23 protein-coding genes are annotated in these 20,896 nt (G+C 46.0%); 20 read left to right on the forward strand and 3 right to left on the reverse strand.

Annotated elements, in window-relative coordinates; translation table 11 throughout:
- The first annotated feature begins 9 nt into the window (after positions 1 to 9).
- The 13 genes from MHH57_RS08565 (at position 10) to MHH57_RS08625 (ending at position 8,306) form a co-directional block, all read left to right on the forward strand.
- Positions 10 to 339, forward strand: a complete 330-nt coding sequence (locus tag MHH57_RS08565) for a hypothetical protein (RefSeq protein ID WP_318626743.1) — start codon at positions 10 to 12, stop codon at positions 337 to 339.
- Positions 340 to 816: 477 nt separating this feature from the next.
- Positions 817 to 1,953 carry a polysaccharide deacetylase gene (locus MHH57_RS08570; protein WP_039269971.1) on the forward strand — a complete coding sequence of 379 codons (1,137 nt, stop codon included), beginning with the start codon at positions 817 to 819 and terminating at the stop codon, positions 1,951 to 1,953.
- Between the two features lie 206 nt (positions 1,954 to 2,159).
- Complete coding sequence (locus MHH57_RS08575) at positions 2,160 to 2,585, forward strand: phage holin family protein (protein WP_029516680.1); 426 nt, start codon at positions 2,160 to 2,162, stop codon at positions 2,583 to 2,585.
- Positions 2,586 to 2,665: 80 nt separating this feature from the next.
- Complete coding sequence (locus MHH57_RS08580) at positions 2,666 to 2,953, forward strand: Dabb family protein (protein ID WP_013309679.1); 288 nt, start codon at positions 2,666 to 2,668, stop codon at positions 2,951 to 2,953.
- A 23-nt stretch (positions 2,954 to 2,976) separates the two neighbouring features.
- A complete protein-coding gene (locus tag MHH57_RS08585; protein WP_069011066.1) occupies positions 2,977 to 3,417 on the forward strand; it encodes a HepT-like ribonuclease domain-containing protein in 441 nt (146 codons plus the stop codon).
- Between the two features lie 8 nt (positions 3,418 to 3,425).
- Positions 3,426 to 4,073 (forward strand): metalloregulator ArsR/SmtB family transcription factor, encoded by a 648-nt coding sequence (locus MHH57_RS08590; protein WP_029516682.1) that lies wholly within the window; start codon positions 3,426 to 3,428, stop codon positions 4,071 to 4,073.
- Positions 4,074 to 4,169: 96 nt separating this feature from the next.
- A complete protein-coding gene (locus tag MHH57_RS08595; RefSeq protein WP_069011067.1) occupies positions 4,170 to 4,493 on the forward strand; it encodes a YtxH domain-containing protein in 324 nt (107 codons plus the stop codon).
- 210 nt (positions 4,494 to 4,703) lie between these two features.
- Positions 4,704 to 5,513 carry a glutamate racemase gene (gene racE / locus MHH57_RS08600; protein ID WP_069011068.1) on the forward strand — a complete coding sequence of 270 codons (810 nt, stop codon included), beginning with the start codon at positions 4,704 to 4,706 and terminating at the stop codon, positions 5,511 to 5,513.
- Positions 5,514 to 5,630: 117 nt separating this feature from the next.
- Positions 5,631 to 6,851 (forward strand): M14 family metallopeptidase, encoded by a 1,221-nt coding sequence (locus MHH57_RS08605; protein ID WP_039269978.1) that lies wholly within the window; start codon positions 5,631 to 5,633, stop codon positions 6,849 to 6,851.
- 136 nt (positions 6,852 to 6,987) lie between these two features.
- The gene (locus tag MHH57_RS08610) at positions 6,988 to 7,254 is read left to right on the forward strand and encodes a hypothetical protein (RefSeq protein ID WP_029516685.1); all 267 of its coding nucleotides are present in this window, start codon (positions 6,988 to 6,990) and stop codon (positions 7,252 to 7,254) included.
- A gap of 140 nt (positions 7,255 to 7,394) precedes the next feature.
- Positions 7,395 to 7,697 carry a heme biosynthesis protein HemY gene (locus MHH57_RS08615; protein ID WP_013370462.1) on the forward strand — a complete coding sequence of 101 codons (303 nt, stop codon included), beginning with the start codon at positions 7,395 to 7,397 and terminating at the stop codon, positions 7,695 to 7,697.
- Between the two features lie 23 nt (positions 7,698 to 7,720).
- A complete protein-coding gene (locus MHH57_RS08620; protein ID WP_007429791.1) occupies positions 7,721 to 7,942 on the forward strand; it encodes a DUF1450 domain-containing protein in 222 nt (73 codons plus the stop codon).
- Between the two features lie 94 nt (positions 7,943 to 8,036).
- Complete coding sequence (locus MHH57_RS08625; RefSeq protein ID WP_023987992.1) at positions 8,037 to 8,306, forward strand: hypothetical protein; 270 nt, start codon at positions 8,037 to 8,039, stop codon at positions 8,304 to 8,306.
- Positions 8,307 to 8,505: 199 nt separating this feature from the next.
- Here MHH57_RS08625 and MHH57_RS08630 read toward each other — a convergent pair whose 3' ends face one another.
- Together MHH57_RS08630 and MHH57_RS08635 are read right to left on the reverse strand one after the other, a co-directional pair.
- Positions 8,506 to 10,488: an LTA synthase family protein gene (locus tag MHH57_RS08630; protein ID WP_069011070.1), complete on the reverse strand. Its 1,983-nt coding sequence runs from the start codon at positions 10,486 to 10,488 to the stop codon at positions 8,506 to 8,508.
- Positions 10,489 to 10,676: 188 nt separating this feature from the next.
- The gene (locus MHH57_RS08635) at positions 10,677 to 11,837 is read right to left on the reverse strand and encodes a class I SAM-dependent RNA methyltransferase (protein WP_023987994.1); all 1,161 of its coding nucleotides are present in this window, start codon (positions 11,835 to 11,837) and stop codon (positions 10,677 to 10,679) included.
- A 157-nt stretch (positions 11,838 to 11,994) separates the two neighbouring features.
- On the opposite strand from MHH57_RS08635, the gene MHH57_RS08640 reads away from it, so the two are divergent.
- Complete coding sequence (locus MHH57_RS08640) at positions 11,995 to 12,639, forward strand: O-methyltransferase (RefSeq protein ID WP_340884995.1); 645 nt, start codon at positions 11,995 to 11,997, stop codon at positions 12,637 to 12,639.
- Positions 12,640 to 12,749: 110 nt separating this feature from the next.
- Here the strand turns inward: MHH57_RS08640 and MHH57_RS08645 are convergent, their stop codons facing one another.
- Positions 12,750 to 13,970, reverse strand: coding sequence for an MFS transporter (locus tag MHH57_RS08645; RefSeq protein ID WP_029516688.1), 1,221 nt, complete (start codon positions 13,968 to 13,970; stop codon positions 12,750 to 12,752).
- Positions 13,971 to 14,205: 235 nt separating this feature from the next.
- Between MHH57_RS08645 and hemE the strand changes: the two genes are divergently transcribed.
- The 6 genes from hemE to MHH57_RS08675 all read left to right on the forward strand — a co-directional run bounded on the left by hemE (position 14,206) and on the right by MHH57_RS08675 (position 20,811).
- Positions 14,206 to 15,252 carry a uroporphyrinogen decarboxylase gene (hemE, locus tag MHH57_RS08650; protein WP_039269982.1) on the forward strand — a complete coding sequence of 349 codons (1,047 nt, stop codon included), beginning with the start codon at positions 14,206 to 14,208 and terminating at the stop codon, positions 15,250 to 15,252.
- A gap of 31 nt (positions 15,253 to 15,283) precedes the next feature.
- Positions 15,284 to 16,225 (forward strand): ferrochelatase, encoded by a 942-nt coding sequence (hemH, locus tag MHH57_RS08655; RefSeq protein WP_069011071.1) that lies wholly within the window; start codon positions 15,284 to 15,286, stop codon positions 16,223 to 16,225.
- A gap of 7 nt (positions 16,226 to 16,232) precedes the next feature.
- Positions 16,233 to 17,678 (forward strand): protoporphyrinogen oxidase, encoded by a 1,446-nt coding sequence (gene hemG, locus MHH57_RS08660; RefSeq protein ID WP_069011072.1) that lies wholly within the window; start codon positions 16,233 to 16,235, stop codon positions 17,676 to 17,678.
- Positions 17,679 to 17,815: 137 nt separating this feature from the next.
- On the forward strand, positions 17,816 to 19,297 hold the full coding sequence (locus MHH57_RS08665; protein WP_069011073.1) for a CapA family protein: 1,482 nt from the start codon (positions 17,816 to 17,818) through the stop codon (positions 19,295 to 19,297).
- Between the two features lie 81 nt (positions 19,298 to 19,378).
- Positions 19,379 to 20,149, forward strand: coding sequence for a glycerophosphodiester phosphodiesterase family protein (locus MHH57_RS08670; RefSeq protein ID WP_069011074.1), 771 nt, complete (start codon positions 19,379 to 19,381; stop codon positions 20,147 to 20,149).
- Positions 20,150 to 20,187: 38 nt separating this feature from the next.
- A complete protein-coding gene (locus MHH57_RS08675) occupies positions 20,188 to 20,811 on the forward strand; it encodes a fumarylacetoacetate hydrolase family protein (protein ID WP_069011075.1) in 624 nt (207 codons plus the stop codon).
- Positions 20,812 to 20,896 lie beyond the last annotated feature (85 nt).

Here is a 20,896-nt window from a genome sequence, read left to right on the forward strand (position 1 = left end):
TAAGAAGAGATGAATAAGGATGTATTATTAGAATTATCAAAGAATCTAAATACTGAATATGAGATAGGGATTTGGTCAGAGACAACGGACTTCTTTGAAAGACAGGATAATATCGCAGATTTTTCTGTTAAATATGATGATGGTCAGTATAATATTGTGATTAAACTAAAAGAGTTTAACTTAAATGCGGCAAAAACCATATTCGCCTCATTAGTACGATTTATAGAGTATAAATCGACATTCTATGTGAGGGAAGATAAAAAAGATTCATTCGTATACTACCTGCTCTCTTCAACTGATAGCAAAAAAGCTTTCTTGTTTTATGTAGTTATTCAATAAGTTTGAGACCTTGAGGGCGGCAATCCTCAGGGTCTTTCTTTATATCTATCAATACCTAGTACCTTGTAAACGGGTTAAATGATACTCCTCTATGACAATCCATAGTTTATTAGATACCTAGAATATTTAGTCAGATACCAGAGTTCTATCCCCAAGTACCTTACCTTCATATTTCTTCAGGTAGTCTCTAGTTCTATCAAAATTTATTCACAACTTTGTAACTTATTTGGTAAGATGGATTGCGAGATTGTTTTCAAATTGTTTTACTATATTTACCTACTATAGTCTGGTAATCTATTAGTATATATAGGGGGAACGAAAAGACGTCCGGTTCAGTCGGTTTATATGCGTTTATGTTCTATATGTTGAGTGAATGTCTATATTGCCATGTCTATATCGTCATGTCTGTATAACTTCATAGACAAGCTAGAGATAGCTCCCGCACATTATAAAATACAGCACAGGATGGTGTAATGAATGAAGCTTTTAAAAGTAAAATGGATGGCTGTATGCTTGATGGCAATCTGTTGTTTGGGTTTGCTGGGTATACATACGAATACAGCGAGTGCACAAGCGAAGGCGCCTTTGCTTGGGGTCAATGATGTGTTGCTAGATTCGAATACGGTTAAGCCCGTAATGGAAAATGATAAGTTGTATGTACCCATCGTTACATTAGGGCAAAAGATGGGTATTTCTACTTCTGCCAATGGAAATGCATTGGTGCTGACTGGACATAATCGCAGCTTTACGCTGGATTTGAACAAGGGGGATGTGTTCGAGCGTGGAGGACGCACGATGGTGCCAATTCGCACTTTGACCGATGCATTCGGCTTCACTATTACGGTTCCTACAAGTAATCTGTATCGAATTCAGAATGCAAACGCTAGTTTGTCTGATGCTCAGTTTTTGAATACATTCGCGGCAGAAATTAAACAGTATGCAGCTGTCGAACCGGGCAAAGCCAGCAATACAGGCAACAAGGGAACTGCCTCATCATCCAGCCGTACGATTTATTTGAGCTTCGATGATGGTCCTACAGCGCATACGTCGCAGCTGCTGGATATTTTAGATAAATATAATGCGAAGGCTACGTTCTTCATGCTGGGACCTGAAATTCGCCAACATAGCGCAGTGATGAAGAGAATGGTAGACGCAGGGCATGGTTTGGGCCTCCATGGGATGACACACCAGGTGAAAAAGATCTATGCATCCCCGGCAGCAGCATTGGCAGAGATGAATCAGGATAACGACATTTTATTTAAGGCCACAGGGAAACGCACTTCTTTGATTCGTACACCTTATGGCAGCAAACCGTATTTGAAGAAAGCATATCGTGATCAACTGACGGGTGCAGGCTATCATATTTGGGACTGGAACATCGATTCGAATGATTGGCGTTATACTAAAAATCCGCAGCATTTTGTACAGACAGTCCTCAGTGATATTAAGAGACTGAAAAAGCAAGGCAGAACACCAGTCGTTCTTATGCATGATAAGCCATCTACGATCAAGGTGCTTCCACAAATCATGGCGGCCTTGCAGAAAGAAGGATATTCGTTCGAGCCGTTGAATGATAACCTGACTCCGCTTAATTTTTGGAATGATCATCGTTAATTGAATAGCATGAAAGAAAAGGCACCTTTTCAACCATTTGTATAGTGGTTTGGAAGGTGTCTTTTTGTTGTATTTGCTCGAAAATGTGAAGTTTGCAGCATGGTTTATATGAATCTATGAATTCATGTCTATGCACAGGTCATATGACTTTACGGGTTATCATGTCGCTGCATATATTACAGTAACCGTCCCGAGAGGAGGAAGGTATGAATATTAATCCGAGTATGTTTAGTATGATTTGTGCTACCGCAGGAGCCTTTATTACGTTTGCCTTTGGCGGCTGGAATCAGCTAATGGTGCTATTCACGGTTGCAATGGCTGTCGATTATGTGACTGGAGTCGCCGCAGCAATTAAGACTGGGCAAGGTTTAAGCAGTAAAGCCGGCTTTTGGGGGTTGGCGAGAAAGGCTTTAATGCTAATGGTAATTTCTTTGGCGCATCATGTGGACCTCCTGATGGGTACCGAAATCATGAAAGGGGCGGCAACGTACTTTTATTTATCCAATGAATTGATCTCTATTACGGAAAACTGTTCACGAATGGGTTTACCGCTCCCACCGAAGCTCAAGAATTTTTTTGCCCTATTAAAGGACAAGGAGTCTGATGGAAAAAATGGTGGAAAAGATCGCTAGAATTACAAAGTTTCTTTCCGTATGTGGGGCGTTATGATAAAATTTTCAAGAGAACATTTTAAGATAAGGAGCCTATACGCATGATTAAACATATTGTTTTGTTCAAATTGAAAGACCGCTCCCCCGAAAGCATTGAGCACACAGCATCCATTTTGCGCAGCATGAACGGCAAAATCAAAGAGCTGCTGTCACTCGAAGTAGGTACGGATGTGATTCGTTCGGAACGTTCTTATGATATTTCCCTTACCGCTGTTGTCGAAACACTGGAGGATTTGCAAACGTATCAGGTACACCCTGTGCACCAGGAAATTATTGTACACATGAATGAAGTGAAGGATGTATCTATCGCAGTTGATTATGAAATCTAAAGCGGTACTGGAGGTGCAGGACCTTGTATTATGTCAACCGGGAACAAATTGAGCTTCGACTAGGGGCTGTTCCCGACATTGTCGCCGGACTTCGCCAGACTTCTGCTTCCTGGAACGGCGATCTGTTGCAGGGGCTAGTGCAGGAGCGCTGTCTTCATCTGGCCATTGAGACGGTAACGGACGTAGGAAGCTATATCATCGACGGATTTATTATGCGTGACGCCAGTAGCTATGAGGATATTATCGGTATCATTCATGAGGAAGGTGTACTGGATGATACCGTATTTCATTCGCTAGTAGAGCTGGTAGGCTTACGTAAACCCTTAGTGCAGGAGTATTTCCATTGGGACCGGACAAGCCTTCACCCGCTTACAACAAAGCTGCCTGGGTTGCTGGAGCTTTTTGCATCTAACGTGCATGATTATTTAAATAAGGAATTGGGTCCCCAGCCCGAGGGAGTGTAAAGGCAAAAGTGACGGATAAGTATATCGTACCCGAAATGCCCACTAGGCGCATGATCATGACACTATTGAAAACCCAGGGACCTGTGGGCGTCGGAAGCTTGGCAGCTCAATTAGGCATTACCGAAATGGGAGTGCGTAGGCATCTCAAATTGATGGAGCAGGATGGCCTGATCGTGGCTACAATCGTGAGACAGGCTATGGGACGCCCGACGTTTTTGTACAGCCTGAGCGAGCAGGGAAGCGAGCAGTTTCCACGTAATTATGATCATTTGTTACTGGAACTGTTAGAGGAACTCGATGAAGAACAGGGAATGGAAGCTGTTTACTCGCTGTTTGATGGTAGAAAACGTAAAATGATGAAGCGATACGCCCCTCATATAGAGGGGGAGACTACACTGGCTTCACGTGTGGAAAAGCTTTCGGGCATCCAGAATGCTTCCGGATATATGGCAGAGTGGCGCGAGGAAGAGGATGGTAGCTACTCTATTGTGGAATACAATTGTCCTATCTCTCAAATTGCAGGCCGTTACCGCAAGGCTTGTGAATGCGAGCAGCAAATGTTTGAGGAGCTACTTGATGCCGAGGTTGTTCGTGAGGATTGTTTGGCAGATGGGGGCCGTTGTTGCCTGTATCGTATCCGCTCTAAAAAAAAGTGAAACTTTTCAGGCTTGTTTTCTGTGTCATGACAAGCTCCCCATGCTTATAATGCACTAACAGATGGGCATTCGCCCGGGCACAAGGGAGAGATGATGATGAAGGAGAACTGCAAAAGTTTTATCCGAGGCGCGTTGGCAGGCAGCATTGTTGGTTCGGTTGCTGCTTTATTATTTGCCCCTAAGTCAGGTCGTGAGCTGCGTCAGAATATTACAGATCAGGCGCGCAACGTAAGTGATAAGGGACAGGAGCTAGCGGGGAAAATTTCAGACACTTCAATTGAGTATACTGACAAAATTAAGGAGACAGCCTCAGCCGTCATTCATGAAATTGGGCAATGGCGTAAAAAGAGTGAAATGATTCCTGAGGTTAGTATTTCATCAGCGACTGCTCAAGAAGATACGGAAAAAGATGCGCTGTAACGGTCTGTACAAACGTAGGTGAAACACTGAATACAGTTTGAATTCGTGGCTTCTCCCGTTGGGATGGAGCCTTTTTATTGATCACTTCCTCGTTTTAGGGTAATCTTTTGGGGTACCTTTTACACGAATACGACATAAGGTATGTAGCAACGGATAGCATTCCGAGATGAAACAACTCATATTTGAACAAAAAAAGGAAGCGGTGTGTACGTGCAGCAAGCGATTGCAATATTGGATTCCGGTGTAGGAGGTTTGACGGTTGTTAAAGAAGTCATGCGTCAGCTTCCACGGGAAAAAATCATTTATTTTGGAGACACTGCGCGCACTCCGTATGGCCCCCGACCATCGGAAGAGGTTAAAAAATTTACAGAGCAAATGGTTGATTTTCTGATTCAATTTGATCCGAAAGTCATTATTATTGCTTGTAACACGGCTACTGCCGCGGCATTGGACTATATTAGCCAAAAGGTATCCATTCCGGTGATCGGAGTCATTCACCCCGGGGCTCGTGCTGCGATTAGCGCGACTGCTACCGGGCATGTCGGGGTGATTGGGACTGTCGGTACGATTCGAAGCGGAGCGTATACAGCTGCGCTCAAGCAATTGTCTCCTTACGTAGACGTGGTGAGCCATGCGTGTCCTGCGCTTGTTCCATTGGTGGAGCAAGGGTTATTTCGCTCTAAGACGACATCGCAGGTTGTGGAGGAGACATTGAGACCTATTCAAACGTATCCGATTGATTGTCTGATTCTTGGTTGTACGCATTATCCTTTTTTGAAGGAAACGATTCAAGAAGTCATGGGGCCTGCAGTAAAGCTCATTAGCTCGGCAGATGAAACGGCGCGTGAGACGAGTACCATTTTGTATAACAAAGACAAGTTGGAAGCTGGGGACGAAACCCCGGTACATCAGCTTTTTTGTTCCGGCGATCCTGAATTGTTCCAGCGCATTGCCGCACAGTGGCTCGGGGAGCAAATTCGCCAAACGCCTGTCGTCTGGCAAGTCACCAATTTGGATTAACGAGACAGCCGACTTTTTGTCATTGGACAAAAGAAGTCGGCTGTTTTGCTTTTCGCTACATCAAGACACGCCGCGTTTGCATAACATGCAGTAAGGCAGATGGAAGGGGCGTAGAAGATGAGGGAATATATCGTTCAAAAAGGAGATACATTGCACCGGGTCGCCTCGGCTTTTAAACTATCGGCGGATACTTTAATCGTAGATAATCCGTGGGCCGCCACGCAACCCTATCTGATTAGTGGTCAAGTGTTATATATTCGTCCGTCTACGGATCGTAAATACGTTATTCAGCCTGGTGAGTATGCAAGACAGATTGCCAAGCAGTTTGGTGTGGAGCTTAATGAGTTACGGCTAGCCAACCCCGGACTTGCGGAGCATGATTTTATGGAAGGAAAAACTATTGTTATTCCTGAAGACCATCAGGATCAGATTGTACGATTACGTGGAGAGTATGGATATGAAGATTTAAAGGAAGACCTAGCGGCCTTGGCCCGCAGATATCCGTTTATTGAAGTTGGCAGCATTGGAACCAGTGTCATGGGGAAGGATATTCCTTATGTACGTATTGGGCAGGGAACGCGTAAAATTCACGCCAATGCTTCAGTTCATGCTAATGAATGGCTGACGACGCCTTGTTTGCTGCGTTTTATAGAGCAATATGCACAAGGGATCGGTGGGACTGAAGAACATGTAGGGGCCACTCAATGGGTGTATGGAGGTTCTCCGCGGGATTTGCTGGAGCATACATCCTTATGGGTGGTTCCGATGGTCAACCCGGATGGGGTAGAGCTGGTGCAACAAGGTATACTCCCAACTCATCCGTTGTATCATGACCTCAAAAAGTGGAATGAAGGACGTGCTGATTATCGCGGTTGGAAGGCGAATATTCGTGGTGTCGACCTCAACGATCAATTTCCGGCATATTGGGAAGAAGAGGTGCGCAGACGCGGTAAAACAGGTCCGTCTCGACGAGACTATGCAGGACCTGCACCTTTGTCTGAACCGGAGTCTAAGGCGCTTGCCGATCTAACGGAGCGCGAACAGTTCGACATGGTGTTATCCATACACAGTCAGGGACAGGAGATCTATTGGAATTATCGGGATCTAGAGCCTAAGGAGAGCCGAGATTGGGCCTTACGGCTAGCTGCCGCAACAGGTTACCGGGCGGTAAAGCTGGGTGGGAGCGATGCAGGGTACAAGGATTGGTTTATACAGCGATTTGGTAAACCGGGGTTTACCGTTGAAGTCGGTCTAGGCGTAAATCCGCTGCCCATGCGTGATTACGATGATATTGCAGCAGAAGTGGGCATGTTAATGGCAACAGTGCTGTCATGGTAAAAAATTCGGCCTACTGAAACGTATCGAATCACTTGCACGTATTAGGAGGAACACGTTTTTTATAAGTGTTCCTCTTTACATGTCCCTTCAATGGGGTATATATACTTAGGAGCATTGGAAATGGAGTGAACAACCTATGAAGTGGAAAAGATTACTATCTCTCCGTCAATGGTCACATGTATTTCGTCGTATGCCCCGATTGATTACTTCATCAAGGATTCCGCTGGGAGAAAAATTACTCTTTGCGGTGCCTGTGTTGCTCTATTGGGTATTACCTGATGTCATGCCATTTATGCCCATCGACGATATTGGTGTTACGCTATTGCTTATGAATTGGTTTGTCACCCGTGCCGAACGAAAATATCCAGATGTGCTTGAAAAGCAACATGTACGTGTTCGGTAGATAAGCTTATGAATTTCGTGATTGCGATTTTTCGCGATTTTCTTTACAATAGGAATATTGCCTTTTGCTATGCTAAACATAATTGTGATTTATCCAATAAACCACATTTCATTTAATGAATATGAAGGAGATGAAGTTTGATGAACTGCAAAATTACTCGTAACGCAGCTAAAGTATTGAAACTTGAACTGGATAAGGAAGAGAACCAAGGGAAGAGCCTGCGCGTTGTTATTACTCATGCTCATGGAGATCATGCTCATTACGGGCTGGATTTGGACACGCCTAAAGAAACAGATACTGTCGTATCTACAGATAAAGGCATTGACGTAATTTTGGAAAGCGGCCAGCCGCTGCTGGATGGTGTGAAAATTGATTACTTGTACTTCCCCGAAGAAGGATTTGTCATTACTAACCCTTCCCAAGGTAATCACGGCGACCACTAAGCCGGAGCTCGGAGGGATGACAGATGGCCAACGATATTCGCGTATGTGATGAATGCAATCATATTCGCTTGAAAACAATCTTGCCCAAGTTGCAAAAGATGGCACCAGATGCCGAGATCAAAATCGGCTGCAAATCGTATTGCGGTCCTTGTGGGAAACGGGCGTTTGTGTATGTGAACGGACGTTATGTGAGTGCGGCTACGGAGGATGAAGTATTGGAGAAGGCTGCGCGCTTTATCAAATAGTTCCAGTACGCAGCATTCGCAATTTTTGAATAGTTCCCCTTCTTCTGATCCATGCTAATGGATGTAGACCACTGCCCAGAAGGAGGAGTGACTCATGGCCCAATATGATTCCAATCTCGACAATCACAGTGTTGAGGCTCAAACACAAAACTCGGTGGACAGGCTCCACAATGCCGTCTCTCAGGCATTGTCACATCCAGCTGAGCAACTGATTGAACAGGCGGAGCAGTCTCGCACTCATGCTGAACATGCCATACAGCAGGCGAAGGATAGCCTTGGTGACGACTCAGTAGAAGTTGCGGAGGATATGCTTGGTGAAGAGGTACAACGGCTTGAACAGGCCAAAAAAACGTTGCGTTCCTAAGCATTTGTGACTGGTAACAACGAGCGCAGTCGAGTGACAATCCATAAAAAAGCACGATCCACAGCACTTACAAGCCGATGGATCGTGCTTTTTTGTTATATACAGAGTAGTTATGCGGCGACATCGTTAAAGGGGTTTGGGAAGATGCTATATCAGCAACCTCCCACATAAAGTCTATTAGATACAGATACAGAAGGAGTTACTTCTTTGTTTGTGGTTCCCATTCGCGAATAAGATCGTATGTGATAACCTGATCGGATATGTTCAACCGATTGAGAGCTTCGGTATATCCCGGTCCGCAGGCGTTTACGTCTGTAGGCTGGCCTGTACTCAGGTTGTAACAGGTCCCTTTGGAGAATGTACCGTCCTCAGATGGAATGTAGTACACTCGTCCATCCGTGAAAGCACCAGTACGTAGCACAACCATACGAGGCTTCCCGCTAAACAGATCGTTTCCCATAAAATGATATGGTTTTGTAGAAATCCCAAGTAGGTGCATTACGGAAGGAGTCAGATCCAACTGACCTGCCGGTTCTGTATACGTGCCCGCCTGACTTCCGTCAGGAAGATGCACAAGCAATGGCACCTGATTCATGATTTTCTGCATGTCCAGATCCGTAAGTGGCTTGCCTAAAAATTTCTCATACAGTGCTTTGTCTTTAATAGAATTATCATGATCCCCATAAAACATCAGGATCGTATCATCCCACAGTCCGTCTTTCTTCATCTGATCTACCAATTCGCCTAGTGCTTCATCTACATAATGGACAGATTTTAGATAGTCTCCGAACATGGTACCTTCAAACTCGCCAACGTCTAAATCTACCGCGTCAGGTGACAGGTTGTACGGATGATGGCTCGAGATACCGACCATATAGGCATAGAACGGCTGCTTAACTTCGGTAGTGAGATCATTGAGCGTTTGACGGAAAAAGGATTTGTCTCCCAGGGACCAGCCCAATGGCTCATCAATTTTAAAATCTTTTTTACTGTAGAACTTGTCATAGTTCATTGCCTTATACATAGTGTAGCGGTTCCAGAAGCTGCTGTCATACACGTGAAACGCATTGGGACTATATCCAGTATCCTTCAAAATGGAAGGTAGCGTATCGAATTTATGGTCCGCATAACGGATAAATACAGAGCCTGTAGGGAGCGGATGCAGCGAAGCATGTGTAGAGAAGTCCGCGTCCGAAGTACGGCCCTGCGCAGTCTGGTGAAAATAATTGTTGAAATACATGCTTTCCTTCGTCAGTTTGTCAAAGTTAGGCGTAATCGCTGCACCGTTGATCTGTTTGCCGATAAAAAAGTTCATGAACGCTTCAGCTTGAATGACCATCACGTTTTTGCCCTTATACTTGCCAGATAGATCATTTTTTACCTGAAGCAACTTTTGGTGCTGATTAAACCATTCCTTATCCTTATCGGATTCCGCTTGAGCCAATGTAGGCTGAGGACCAAGGTGATCCTGACCATAGCGGTAGATGTCATATCCATGAAATCCGATCAACCCTGTTACATTGTACAAGGCCATCGACCACCAGTTGCCGACAAATATGCCAGTTGCCCACGTGGAGGTATAATATTTGATCGGCCCAAATGTTAATACATAGCCAATCAGGAAGGCCAATGCTCCTTTAGAGAAGCGAAGCAGGAACCTCTTTGTGTAGGAGCTTCGGGATGCTTTTAAATAAGTATCATTCGTGGTAAATCGACGTCGTAAGGAAGCCACAAATATGACATACGGAATGAATAGAATCCAGTCTGCAAAAAAGAGAATGTCCCCCCAGTACATAAGGGATGCGATACTTCCGCCCAGAGAATCAACTTGTCCAGCTTGAAGTAAGACGGGAATCGTAATGAAATCCTGGAAATACCGATAATAAACCATGTCGGAATAAATGAGCGCGGTGAGCAACATATCGAGCACCACAAGAGCAATCAAACGTCCGCGACGTGGCAGCCATAAGGTCCAGAAGCTCACAAGTAAAAGCGAACCAATAGCGATGACATAATCCAGCGGATTCATGTCAATATTTTGGGCATGCAAGTTATAGTGAATCAGTACGAGCTTGCCGATCATAAGCACAAAAAACAGACCTAGTCCAAAATATCGAGACAGCAGCATTCTGCTGAACGTGTTACCAGTGCGACTTGCACTGGACGTGCGAATAACCAACACTTTACCCCCTCTGGCAGAAATGTTCGGCTAGTATAAATTACATATTAACGTAATGTTAAAACCGAAATGCCTTTAATTATTATAGCGCTCATCTCGCGCATTTCAATGATTAAGTAAAGAAAATACAGCACAAATCAGGCCAGAACAACGAACGGAGAGTTCGTTTCCTGGCCTAGGCTTCATCTTATTTAAGGCTGCAACGGCGAAGTATCTTTGCGGCGCGGAGGCAGAGGGCCTAGATACTGATAGTATTGGCATTCGATCCGGCCGTTAAACAACTTCCGGCGCTTGTCTGCTTTACGGCCCCAATAATGCTCAAATTGCTTGGTGGAGCTGATGGCAAAGAAGGACCAGGTCTTCATTTCGGCTGCCGTGCGTGCGAGTGAACGGATCAGCTTTTCCACCTCGGATTGTTCGCTCAGTCTCTCGCCATAAGGTGGGTTTGTAATCATCACACCATATTGTCCTTCGAGTCTGACTTTAGTTACAGGCATCACCTTAAGAGGGATGTCTTTAGCAAAGCCTGCTGCTTTTACAGCTGCCTCAGCAACTTGTATGGCATTTGGATCGATATCGCTACCTGCAATTTCAAAAGGAATGTCATCGCGGGTCAAATCCATCGCCTCGTCGCGAGCCTGATCCCATAATTCTCTGCCAATGACAGGCCAGTCTTCCGAGTTAAAGGTACGTCTCAGTCCTGGCGCAATATTCCAGGCTTGCATGGCAGCTTCGACCAATAAAGTACCGGAACCGCAGCATGGGTCATAGAAGGGGCGGTCCGGGCTCCAGCGACTAAGCTGAATAAGAGCAGAAGCCATCGTTTCTTTGAGGGGCGCCTCTGTAACGAGCTTACGGTAGCCGCGTTTGTGCAGTCCTGGACCGGTTGTATCAAGCGTCAGCAACGCACGATCATTCAATAGAATGACCTCAATGACGTAACGAGGGCCATCTTCAGCAAACCAATCTGTGTGGTAGGTTTCCTTGAGCTTCTCTACAATCGCCTTCTTGACGATTCCTTGACTGGCTGGTACGCTACTAAGCTGTGATTTGTGCGAACGTCCCTCTACGGGGAATTCACCATCTACAGGAATCCAATCCTGCCAGGGTAATGCTTTGGTACCCTCGAACAGCTCATCGAAGGTTGTTGCAGCAAATTCACCCATTTTAATAAGTACGCGGTCTGATGTGCGAAGCCACAGGTTACACCGGCATATATCCATATAATCTCCGGTAAAAACGACGCGGCCGTTTTCGACGGTTAGATCTTCGTACCCGAGTTCTCTGAGTTCTCGGGCCACGACGGCCTCAAGTCCCATTGGCGCAGTCGCAATTAGTTGCAGTTGAGTCATTAAACGTATTCACTCCGTCCCCATAATCATGTAAGCTTGGTTCAATCCCTATAGTATAGGTCATTGTACTCGAAGAGACAAATCATTAAGGTAAAAAATTTACGAAGGACACCACGTCCTACCTGCGTTATGATTAAGTAATAAGGAGAGATGAACCGTGGAAATTACACCCAATATGACGCCTGAACAATATGTAGACCAGCTGGTACAAGAGGATGAAGCACTTCGCAGTATTAGGGAGGCTATCGTTAAAGAAGGTATGCCGGAAGTATCCGTTGCCCATCCTTATGGAAAACTGTTGACCTTTCTAATTGAAGTATCTGGCGCACAGCATGTACTGGAAATCGGCGTATTAGGCGGCTACAGTGGATTATGTCTGGCCCGTGGGCTGGGAGAAAAGGGCCGTATTGTGTCACTGGAGCTGAAAGAAGCGTACGCAGCGCTGGCACATCGACATATGGAAAACAATGGATACGGTGACCGTGTCGAATATCGTATTGGACCCGCAGCGGACAGCTTGAAAGAACTTCAGGAAGAGGGAAGAACTTTCGATTTTTTCTTCATTGATGCAGATAAGGAAAATTACCCAGTATATCTGGAATATGCGATTGCTCTGGCGAATCCAGGTGCCATTATTGCGGGAGACAACTGTTTCCTTCGCGGACGGACGCTGAATACGGATAAGAACGGCCCTGCCGTTCAGGCCGTGAGACGTTTTAACGAAACGATAGCAACAGATCCGCGGCTGGTCAGCACGCTTTTGCCAGCTTACGATGGATTGGCGCTAGCTCGAGTTAAATAGCGTTCATTCTTCCCTATGTATAGCTATAAAAAAAGAACCTCCCTGTCCAATGTAGCGTGGACAAGGAGGTTCTTGTCTGTTAAGGCGGGCTTGTCTTACCTGAAGGTTTCTTACCTGAAATCAGGCGTAGCCTTACGATCAAAAAGCTTCATGCGTACCCAGAATATGTTGACGATTAACAGGACACCTGACATGATAAACAGTCCTTCGATGCCGATAAACCCGGATAGCACCCCGCCAATGACAGCACCCAGCATATTCCCAAGCGCGAGCGAGCTGGTATTGAAGCCGAAAGAACGACTTTCCATTCCTTCCGGTGTATACGTGCGAATCAGCGCATTTACGCTTGGTAGCAGACCGCCCATAAATACACCCATGAAAAAACGGATAATGACAAGTTGCCACACTTCATTGACAAAAGCCTGCGGAATGAGCATAACCGCCGTTCCGAGCAGTGCAATGGTCAAGATCTTGTGCGCTCCTATCTTGTCACTCAATCTTCCAAGGAGTGGTGCAGCAATCATATTGGATACGCCTGTTATAGCTGTAACGAATCCGGCAATCAGTGCAATTCCTTCTGCCGACCCATATAGTTTTTGCACATATAACGGCAGCAGAGATACCGTACTGATCATGGCAAATTGGAGCAGAAACGTTACGGTGAACAAAGCCGGAAGCTGGGGCGTATGGCTTAGCTCCTTTAATCCGGCAAGAACCGAAATTTGCGGTGTGCGTGCGGCTTCCGCTTTACTGAAATTTTCTTTAACCAGAAACATTGCAATGAGCGAGGCTATAAAAATCAGAGCGCCTGTAATATAAAAGATCGGTCTGAATCCGACCCAATCAGCCAAAAATCCACCTAGCAGAGGACCGAGAATCGTGCCGGCCATCTGACCGGATTGCATAATCCCCATAGCGAATCCGGTTCGCTCTTTGGGAGTGGTGCCCGATACTAGGGAAATCGATGCCGGATTGAAACCCGAAATCGTACCGTTCAGCAGGCGAAGCGCCAGCAGTTGCCACGGATGGGTGACCAAACCCATACATCCGATGACCAAAGCCATACCAAAGCCTGAGCGAAGCAGCATGACTTTACGTCCATATCGGTCAGCCAGCTTGCCCCACAAAGGCTGGAACATAAATGAGGTCAAAAAGTTAGCGGCAAAAATAACTCCAGCCCATAGACCAATATCGTGCTCTCCCTTCACATGAAGGTCCTGAGCCAGATACAGAGCGAGGAACGGAGTAATCATCGTAATACCCGCATTGACCAGAAACTGACCGAACCAAAGCACAATGAGATTGATTTTCCACGTCTCCCACGTTTTCAATGTGCTTTCACTTCCTTTCTGCCCATTCTCATCCTGTTGTAAATCCTACGTATCAACGCATAACTTCTCCGGAGCTTTAAAAAAAGCCATTTCTCTAGTATAGCACACTTCATTGAAACTTTATCCAAATGTCATGGGTTTGTCATGGTTTGTTCGAGAGCTACGGTTGTTACGACTCTTGAAAAAGGGCATAATTAAAATATAGTATTTATGATTCGAACTGGAGGCTGAAGTCATGACCTACAATGATACTTTTATCCGCGCTTGCCGCAAGCAAGCTGTGGATCATATTCCCGTATGGTACATGCGGCAGGCCGGAAGGTATGACCCTGAGTATCGCAAAATTAAAGAAAAATACACGTTGCTTGAGATATGCCGCCAGCCCGAGTTGGCCGCAGAAGTGACTTTGATGCCCGTGCGCAAGCTCGGGGTGGACGCTGCAATTTTATATTCTGATATTATGAATCCGGTGGCCTCGCTAGGGGTTGATTTTGATATTGTCAAAAATATTGGACCGGTTATTGATAATCCGATCCGGTCAGCTGCAGACGTAGACAAGTTGCGTCCAATTGATGTGGAACGCGATTTGGGTCATATTTTGGAAACGATCCGCATTTTGGACCGTGAACTGAAAGTGCCATTGATTACGTTCGCTGGAGCGCCTTTTACCATTGCAAGCTATTTAATAGAAGGAAGACCCTCCAAAGGATATATTCGCACCAAAGCGATGATGTATGGAGAGCCTGAGTTGTGGCATCGCCTGATGGATAAGCTAGGGGACATGGTTATTACATACGTGCGAGCTCATATCGCTAATGGCGGTAAGGCTTTTCAATTGTTTGATAGTTGGGTAGGTGCGCTCTCGCCCTATGATTTTCAAACTTTTGTGCTGCCGACTATCACACGTATTTTTCATGAATTATCTGATCTGGATGTACCTAAAATTTATTTTCCGGGCGTAAGCTCTGGTGAATTGCTCCCACACTTGAATGGGTTAAAAGCCGATGTGATTGGACTGGACTGGCGGGTAAGTATACCTGAAGGACGTCGTCGCTTGGGCAACGGTTTTGGTGTACAGGGAAATCTGGATCCTTATGTGCTTACTGCGCCAATAGATGTTATCAAGCAGTATGCGAAAACCATTGTAGATGAAGGTATCTTGGAGCCGGGTTACATTTTCAATCTCGGTCACGGTTTATTTCCTGAAGCCTCGCTAGATAAGCTAAGAGAGCTTACTGATTATGTACATGAGTATTCCCACTCGATTTTGTCAAAGAATTAAACCATTAGAAATGTTAAGAGGTGATCTGCTAATGAAAACCAAAGTGGGTGTGCTGGTTATGTCCTACGGGACGCCAGAAAGTCTGGATCAGGTGAAAGCCTACTATACACATATCCGTCGCGGTAATGCTCCCTCGCCGGAGCAGCTAAAGGAATTAAAGGATCGTTATGAAGCTATTGTGGGCGGTGTGTTTCCGCTGCGTCAGAATACGGATCGGCAGGTTCAAAACCTGCAGGAAACCCTAAATCGGGAAAATCGCAACCCGGACATTGAATTTGCCTGTTATCAGGGACTCAAACATGCGAAACCGTTTATTGAGGACGGTGTGGAAGCCATGGTGCAAGATGGCATTCGTGCTGCGGTGGGTGTCGTGCTGGCTCCGCATTATTCCGTTATGAGTGTAGGCACTTATATTAAGCGCGCACAGGCTAAGGCACAGGAACTGGATCTGGCCATATCATTTGTGGAGAGCTATTATCTTCATCCAAAGTTGATTAAGACGCTAACTGAGCGTGTGAACGCCAAGCTGGCGCTTTTTGAAGAAGCTGGAGCCAAGCGGGATGAGGTTCGTGTTCTATTTAGTGCGCACAGCTTGCCTGAGCGGATTTTGGCTATGGGTGATCCTTATGTAGAGCAATTAATGGCTACTTCGCAGGCTGTTGCGGATAAGGTGGGGATTACCAACTGGCAGTTTACGTGGCAAAGCGCTGGTCGTACAGCAGAACCATGGCTGGGGCCAGACATTTTGGATACCATGCACAGTCTTAAAGAGGAGCAAGTGGAGTATGTGCTGGCTGCACCAGTTGGCTTTGTTTCTGATCACTTAGAGGTGTTATACGATCTGGATATTGAAGCACAGGCTTTGGCGAAGGAATTGGATATGCGTTTTCAGCGTATTGATTCACTCAACAGTGATCCACTGTATATGGAGACGCTTAGTGATGTCATCATAGACCAATGGAAAAAGGGATGAGGACATAATGGAGCAAAGGTTACGTAATATTGTAATTGTAGGCGGAGGCTTGACCGGGCTTAGCACTGCTTTTTATACACGAAAAATGTACAAAGAAGCTGGCTACACACCTCGAATTACGCTGGTGGAGAAAGCATCCGTGCTGGGCGGAAAAATTGAAACACTGCATAAAGATGGTTTTGTGATTGAAAAGGGGCCAGATTCCTTTCTGGCCCGTAAAACGGCCATGATAGACCTGGCAAAAGAGCTGGAGTTGGATCATGAACTGGTGAGCACGAATCCTGAGGCTAAAAAGACATACATTTTGCATGAAGGACAGCTTCATCCGATGCCCCCTGGACTGGTGCTGGGGATTCCAACGGAGCTGAAACCCTTTTTGCGCAGCGGCTTGATCTCTTTAGGCGGGAAAATGCGGGCTATGATGGATTTTGTCATTCCGCCTCGCCGTGTACCGGGAGATGAGGCGTTGGGTGATTTTATTGAACGCCGACTTGGCAAAGAAGTGCTAGAAAATGTAACCGAACCACTACTGGCAGGGATTTATGCTGCCAACATGAAGACACTAAGTTTGCAAGCGACCTTCCCACAATTTGCTGAGGTAGAGAAGCAATACGGAAGTCTCATTCACGGAATGATGACAGGTCGAAAACCAGCTGAAACACATACGGGTACGAAAAAAAGCGCCTTTTTGACCTTCCGTCAAGGCTTGCAAAGTTTGGTGCATGCGTTACTGAATGATTTGTATGACTGTGATTTACGCACCGGTATTGCTGTTACAGAATTCACAAAGACACCGCAAAGTGAAGGCAGCCCATATCGCGTTATGCTGGACAATGGAGAGATGCTGGAGGCGGATGATATTTTTGTAACGACTCCCAACTTTGCTGCTGCGCCGCTATTGCGAGATCATGTCAATGTGGCTGCACTGGAAGCTGTTAATTACGTCTCCGTAGCAAACGTGGTCCTAGCCTTCGATAAAACAGATATTGAGAACGTCTTTGACGGTTCTGGTTTTCTGGTTCCTCGTAAAGAAGGACGCAGCGTGACCGCTTGTACATGGACGTCTGCCAAGTGGCTTCATACCAGCCCAGATGATAAGGTGCTGTTGCGCTGTTATGTAGGGCGAGCAGGAGCTGAAGACACTGTAGAGTTACCGGATGATGAGTTGATTGGACTGGTACGTAAGGATCTGAAAGAGATGATGGGAGTTACAGCGACTCCGTTGTTCACGGAAATTACACGTCTTCGCAATTCCATGCCGCAATATCCGGTAGGGCACCCGCAGGCTATAGCTGATTTGCGTGAAGAGTTACGCACTGAGATGCCGGGAGTGTATGTGTTGGGCGCTGGCTATGATGCAATTGGCTTACCGGATTGCATCCGTCAGGCTAAGGAATGGGCCTCCAATGCCGTCCAAACGACACAACAGGAAGCAGTCAAGGTACAGGTGTAAATGTTCGATAATGAACCCTTCGCGATCCAGGCGAGGGGTTCTATTTATATTGAAATTTGATATATAATGGAGAAGGTGTAAAGTTCGCCAGCTAATAAAGAAGTTATGCAAATGCAATAGCATAGAAGGAGTGAAGAATGTACCCTCCCAGATCACAGCGAAATGAAGGTCGCAAAAAAGCAAGAAAACCAAAAATAGGCAAGGCTTGGATCATTACAAATCTGGTCCTACTGCTTATGATTGTAGGTCTTTTCGGTTATTATTACATATTTGAACACGACAACAGTGGCTCTCTTGCGGAAAATGCCGGGTATTCGCAAACGGAGAAGAAAATCCAAACAGGATCTGCTAGTGCAGATCGGTCTACTCCCTCGGTCAGTGAAAATGTTACACCCTTGTCAAATAAACAGCTGGATGAAGGCCCCCATGCAGAAAATAAATTTGCCGACGATGAAACAAAGCAATCTACTGCTTCAGACACAAGCAATCGTCCCGCGACAACGTCTGACACAAATGCTCCCGAAGGCAGTTCCACAGGAGCGAAATTGTCCTCGGGGAAAGACGGGCAAGCACAGAACGATACGTCCAATAAGGATATATACGACGATAATCCATCCACCGATAAGGGAGGAACGGAGGATATAAAGAAATCCAAAACAGACGGTGCAGACTCTCCGACAGTCACGCTTCACTTTGTAGGGGATGTGCAGTTTTCCGGTAAAGTTGAGCAGCGTTTGGAGCAGAATGGGTTTGATTTTCCGTATCAATATCTCGGAAACTTGTTTCATAAAGACGATCTGACGATTGCCAATCTGGAAACGCCCGTGACAACGAATGGTGTGGGTGCGTTAAATAAAACGTATGTGTATAAATCTTCGCCCAAAGCGTTAACTGCGTTGGCTGCGGCAGGGATAGACGCTGTCAATTTGGCCAACAATCACATTTTGGATCAGGGCACAGGCGGATTACTGGATACACTGAAATATCTGGATGAAAAGGGTATAGCCCATGCTGGAGCCGGACGTAATGCAAAAGAAGCATATGCACCGCATTATTTTGAACGTAAAGGGATCAAAGTTGCCTTGTTGGGGACTACACGTGTTATGCCTGAAGCCAACTGGAATGCGGGCGCCAAACAGCCCGGTGTAGCAGGAGCCTATGATTCGACCGCTATCGTAAAGTCTATCCGTGAGGCACGAATGCAGGCCGATCTGGTGATTGTCATTACCCATTGGGGGAAGGAGCGCGCAACTGCACTTGAGCCCCATCAAACCGAGTTATCGCACGCTTTTATTGATGCTGGAGCTGATCTTGTCATTGGCGGTCATCCACATGTGCTTCAAGGGATGGAGCAATATAAAGGTAAATGGATTGCATACAGCACAGGCAATTTTATTTTTTCTAAATCAACGGTGCCAGCCACTTGGGATACAGCGATATTTCAGGCAACCTGTACCCGTAAAGGGGCTTGCGAGATGAAGCTGACTCCTTATCGGGCGGAGCTGGGTCAGCCGATCCCATTGAAGGATACGGAGGCCAGCAAAATTTTGCAGAGAGTGGCGGCACTGTCACCGGGAAATGTCTCGATTGGGACGGATGGTACAGTAAGTGCTCAATAGAATTTCGAAAGAAATTGTTAATATAGGAATTGACGGAATGAGCGTATGAGGGACTCCTTTGTGGATGGAGGTCATAACAAGATGAATAATTTGTGTGTGGCTCACCGCGGTTTTTCGGGGATTGCTCCTGAGAACACGATGGCAGCCTTTCAGCTTGCGTTGGAGCAACCATTTGTGCACTGGATTGAGCTGGATGTACAGCTGTCAAAGGACGGTGTTCCGGTGGTAATTCATGATTTTACACTGGAGCGAACGACGAATGGTACAGGGAGAGTAAAGGATTCGGACTGGAAAGCATTGCAACAACTTGATGCTGGTAGCTGGAAAAGTGCAGAATACCGTGGAGAAATAATCCCCTCCCTCGCACAGGTGCTGGATTTATGTCGTGGCCGCGTATCGCTCAATATTGAGCTTAAAACAGCGGGAGATATGTATCCAGGACTGGAGAAAGTCGTACTCCGTGAAATTGCGATGAGAGGGATGGAGGGAGAGGTGGTATTAACCTCTTTTGAGCGTGCTGCATTACGCCGGGCTAAGGAGCTGTGTCCTGAGATCCGTACCGGATTGATTATTGATGCGCGTCCAGATGACTTGGCAAAGCAACTGGAACAGCTACAATGCACTTTTTTATCTATAGGCTATCCGCGTTTGGATCGAAACTTGATGAAAGATCTCACTGGACGCGGTATTACTGTCATGGCGTGGACGGTGGATGACCGCCGTATAATGCGGAAATTGGCCTCATTGCATCCTGAATTGATGATTTGCACCAATTGGCCGGATCGCTGGGAACGGGTTTTTTTGCTTTCCAAGCATCGGATGTGGCACTATATACGTAAACTTATACGTTAATAATTGGACTACATACGCGGGAAGGGTGAAGGGTCGTAATGAACGTGGAAATTCGTAATGTTTACTGTGTTGGGCGCAATTATAAACTGCATGCGGAGGAGCTGGGTAATGAGGTTCCCGCAGAACCAATGATTTTTTTGAAGCCGTCTCATGCGGTTGTGCCGCTGGATGGCGCCACGCTGGAGCTTCCGCAGGGGCAGGGAGATATTCATTTTGAGACTGAGCTGGTTGTAGCTGTAGGACGTAAATACGAACCGGGCATGTCCGCAGATACGTGTCTGAACGCATTTGCATTCGGCATCGATTTTACCCTGCGTGATGTACAAAGTGCTCTCAAGAAAAAAGGCCATCCATGGACCGCCGCCAAAGGCTTTAAATCGTCTGCTCCCGTGACACCATTCCTGCCTTTAGAACAATTGGACATGCTGGAGCTGCAGGATTTTTCCTTGCTCAAAAATGGACAGGAAGTGCAGCGTGGACATGTCAAAAATATGATTTTTTCTATCCAGCACATCGTTGAATATATAGCGACTCATTATGGACTGGGCGAGGGAGATATTATTTTTACAGGTACTCCAGCAGGAGTAGGGCCTACAGCAAGTGGGGATCGCTTTGAGCTTTTCTGGGGGAGTGAGCGTCAGGGAAGCTTCACCATCGCATAAATTTGTGAACGAAATCCACAGAAGAGGATTAAAAAAGGGAATGTTTTGAAGGCCGTGTCCTGTGCCAAAGCATGGGACACGGCTT

The sequence above is a fragment of the Paenibacillus sp. FSL H7-0442 genome (genome assembly GCF_038593105.1).
In the GTDB taxonomy this organism is placed as follows: Bacteria; Bacillota; Bacilli; order Paenibacillales; family Paenibacillaceae; genus Paenibacillus; species Paenibacillus polymyxa_D.

Bases quoted from the DNA above. Each gene is read 5' to 3' on its own strand.
- MHH57_RS08565 (WP_318626743.1), top strand. From the start codon at position 10: ATGAATAAGGATGTATTATTAGAATTATCAAAGAATCTAAATACTGAA.
- MHH57_RS08570 (WP_039269971.1), top strand. From the start codon at position 817: ATGAAGCTTTTAAAAGTAAAATGGATGGCTGTATGCTTGATGGCAATC.
- MHH57_RS08575 (WP_029516680.1), top strand. From the start codon at position 2,160: ATGAATATTAATCCGAGTATGTTTAGTATGATTTGTGCTACCGCAGGA.
- MHH57_RS08580 (WP_013309679.1), top strand. From the start codon at position 2,666: ATGATTAAACATATTGTTTTGTTCAAATTGAAAGACCGCTCCCCCGAA.
- MHH57_RS08595 (WP_069011067.1), top strand. From the start codon at position 4,170: ATGAAGGAGAACTGCAAAAGTTTTATCCGAGGCGCGTTGGCAGGCAGC.
- MHH57_RS08605 (WP_039269978.1), top strand. From the start codon at position 5,631: ATGAGGGAATATATCGTTCAAAAAGGAGATACATTGCACCGGGTCGCC.
- MHH57_RS08610 (WP_029516685.1), top strand. From the start codon at position 6,988: ATGAAGTGGAAAAGATTACTATCTCTCCGTCAATGGTCACATGTATTT.
- MHH57_RS08615 (WP_013370462.1), top strand. From the start codon at position 7,395: ATGAACTGCAAAATTACTCGTAACGCAGCTAAAGTATTGAAACTTGAA.
- MHH57_RS08620 (WP_007429791.1), top strand. From the start codon at position 7,721: ATGGCCAACGATATTCGCGTATGTGATGAATGCAATCATATTCGCTTG.
- MHH57_RS08625 (WP_023987992.1), top strand. From the start codon at position 8,037: ATGGCCCAATATGATTCCAATCTCGACAATCACAGTGTTGAGGCTCAA.
- MHH57_RS08635 (WP_023987994.1), bottom strand. From the start codon at position 11,837: ATGACTCAACTGCAACTAATTGCGACTGCGCCAATGGGACTTGAGGCC.
- hemE (WP_039269982.1), top strand. From the start codon at position 14,206: ATGACCTACAATGATACTTTTATCCGCGCTTGCCGCAAGCAAGCTGTG.
- hemH (WP_069011071.1), top strand. From the start codon at position 15,284: ATGAAAACCAAAGTGGGTGTGCTGGTTATGTCCTACGGGACGCCAGAA.
- hemG (WP_069011072.1), top strand. From the start codon at position 16,233: ATGGAGCAAAGGTTACGTAATATTGTAATTGTAGGCGGAGGCTTGACC.
- MHH57_RS08665 (WP_069011073.1), top strand. From the start codon at position 17,816: ATGTACCCTCCCAGATCACAGCGAAATGAAGGTCGCAAAAAAGCAAGA.
- MHH57_RS08670 (WP_069011074.1), top strand. From the start codon at position 19,379: ATGAATAATTTGTGTGTGGCTCACCGCGGTTTTTCGGGGATTGCTCCT.
- MHH57_RS08675 (WP_069011075.1), top strand. From the start codon at position 20,188: ATGAACGTGGAAATTCGTAATGTTTACTGTGTTGGGCGCAATTATAAA.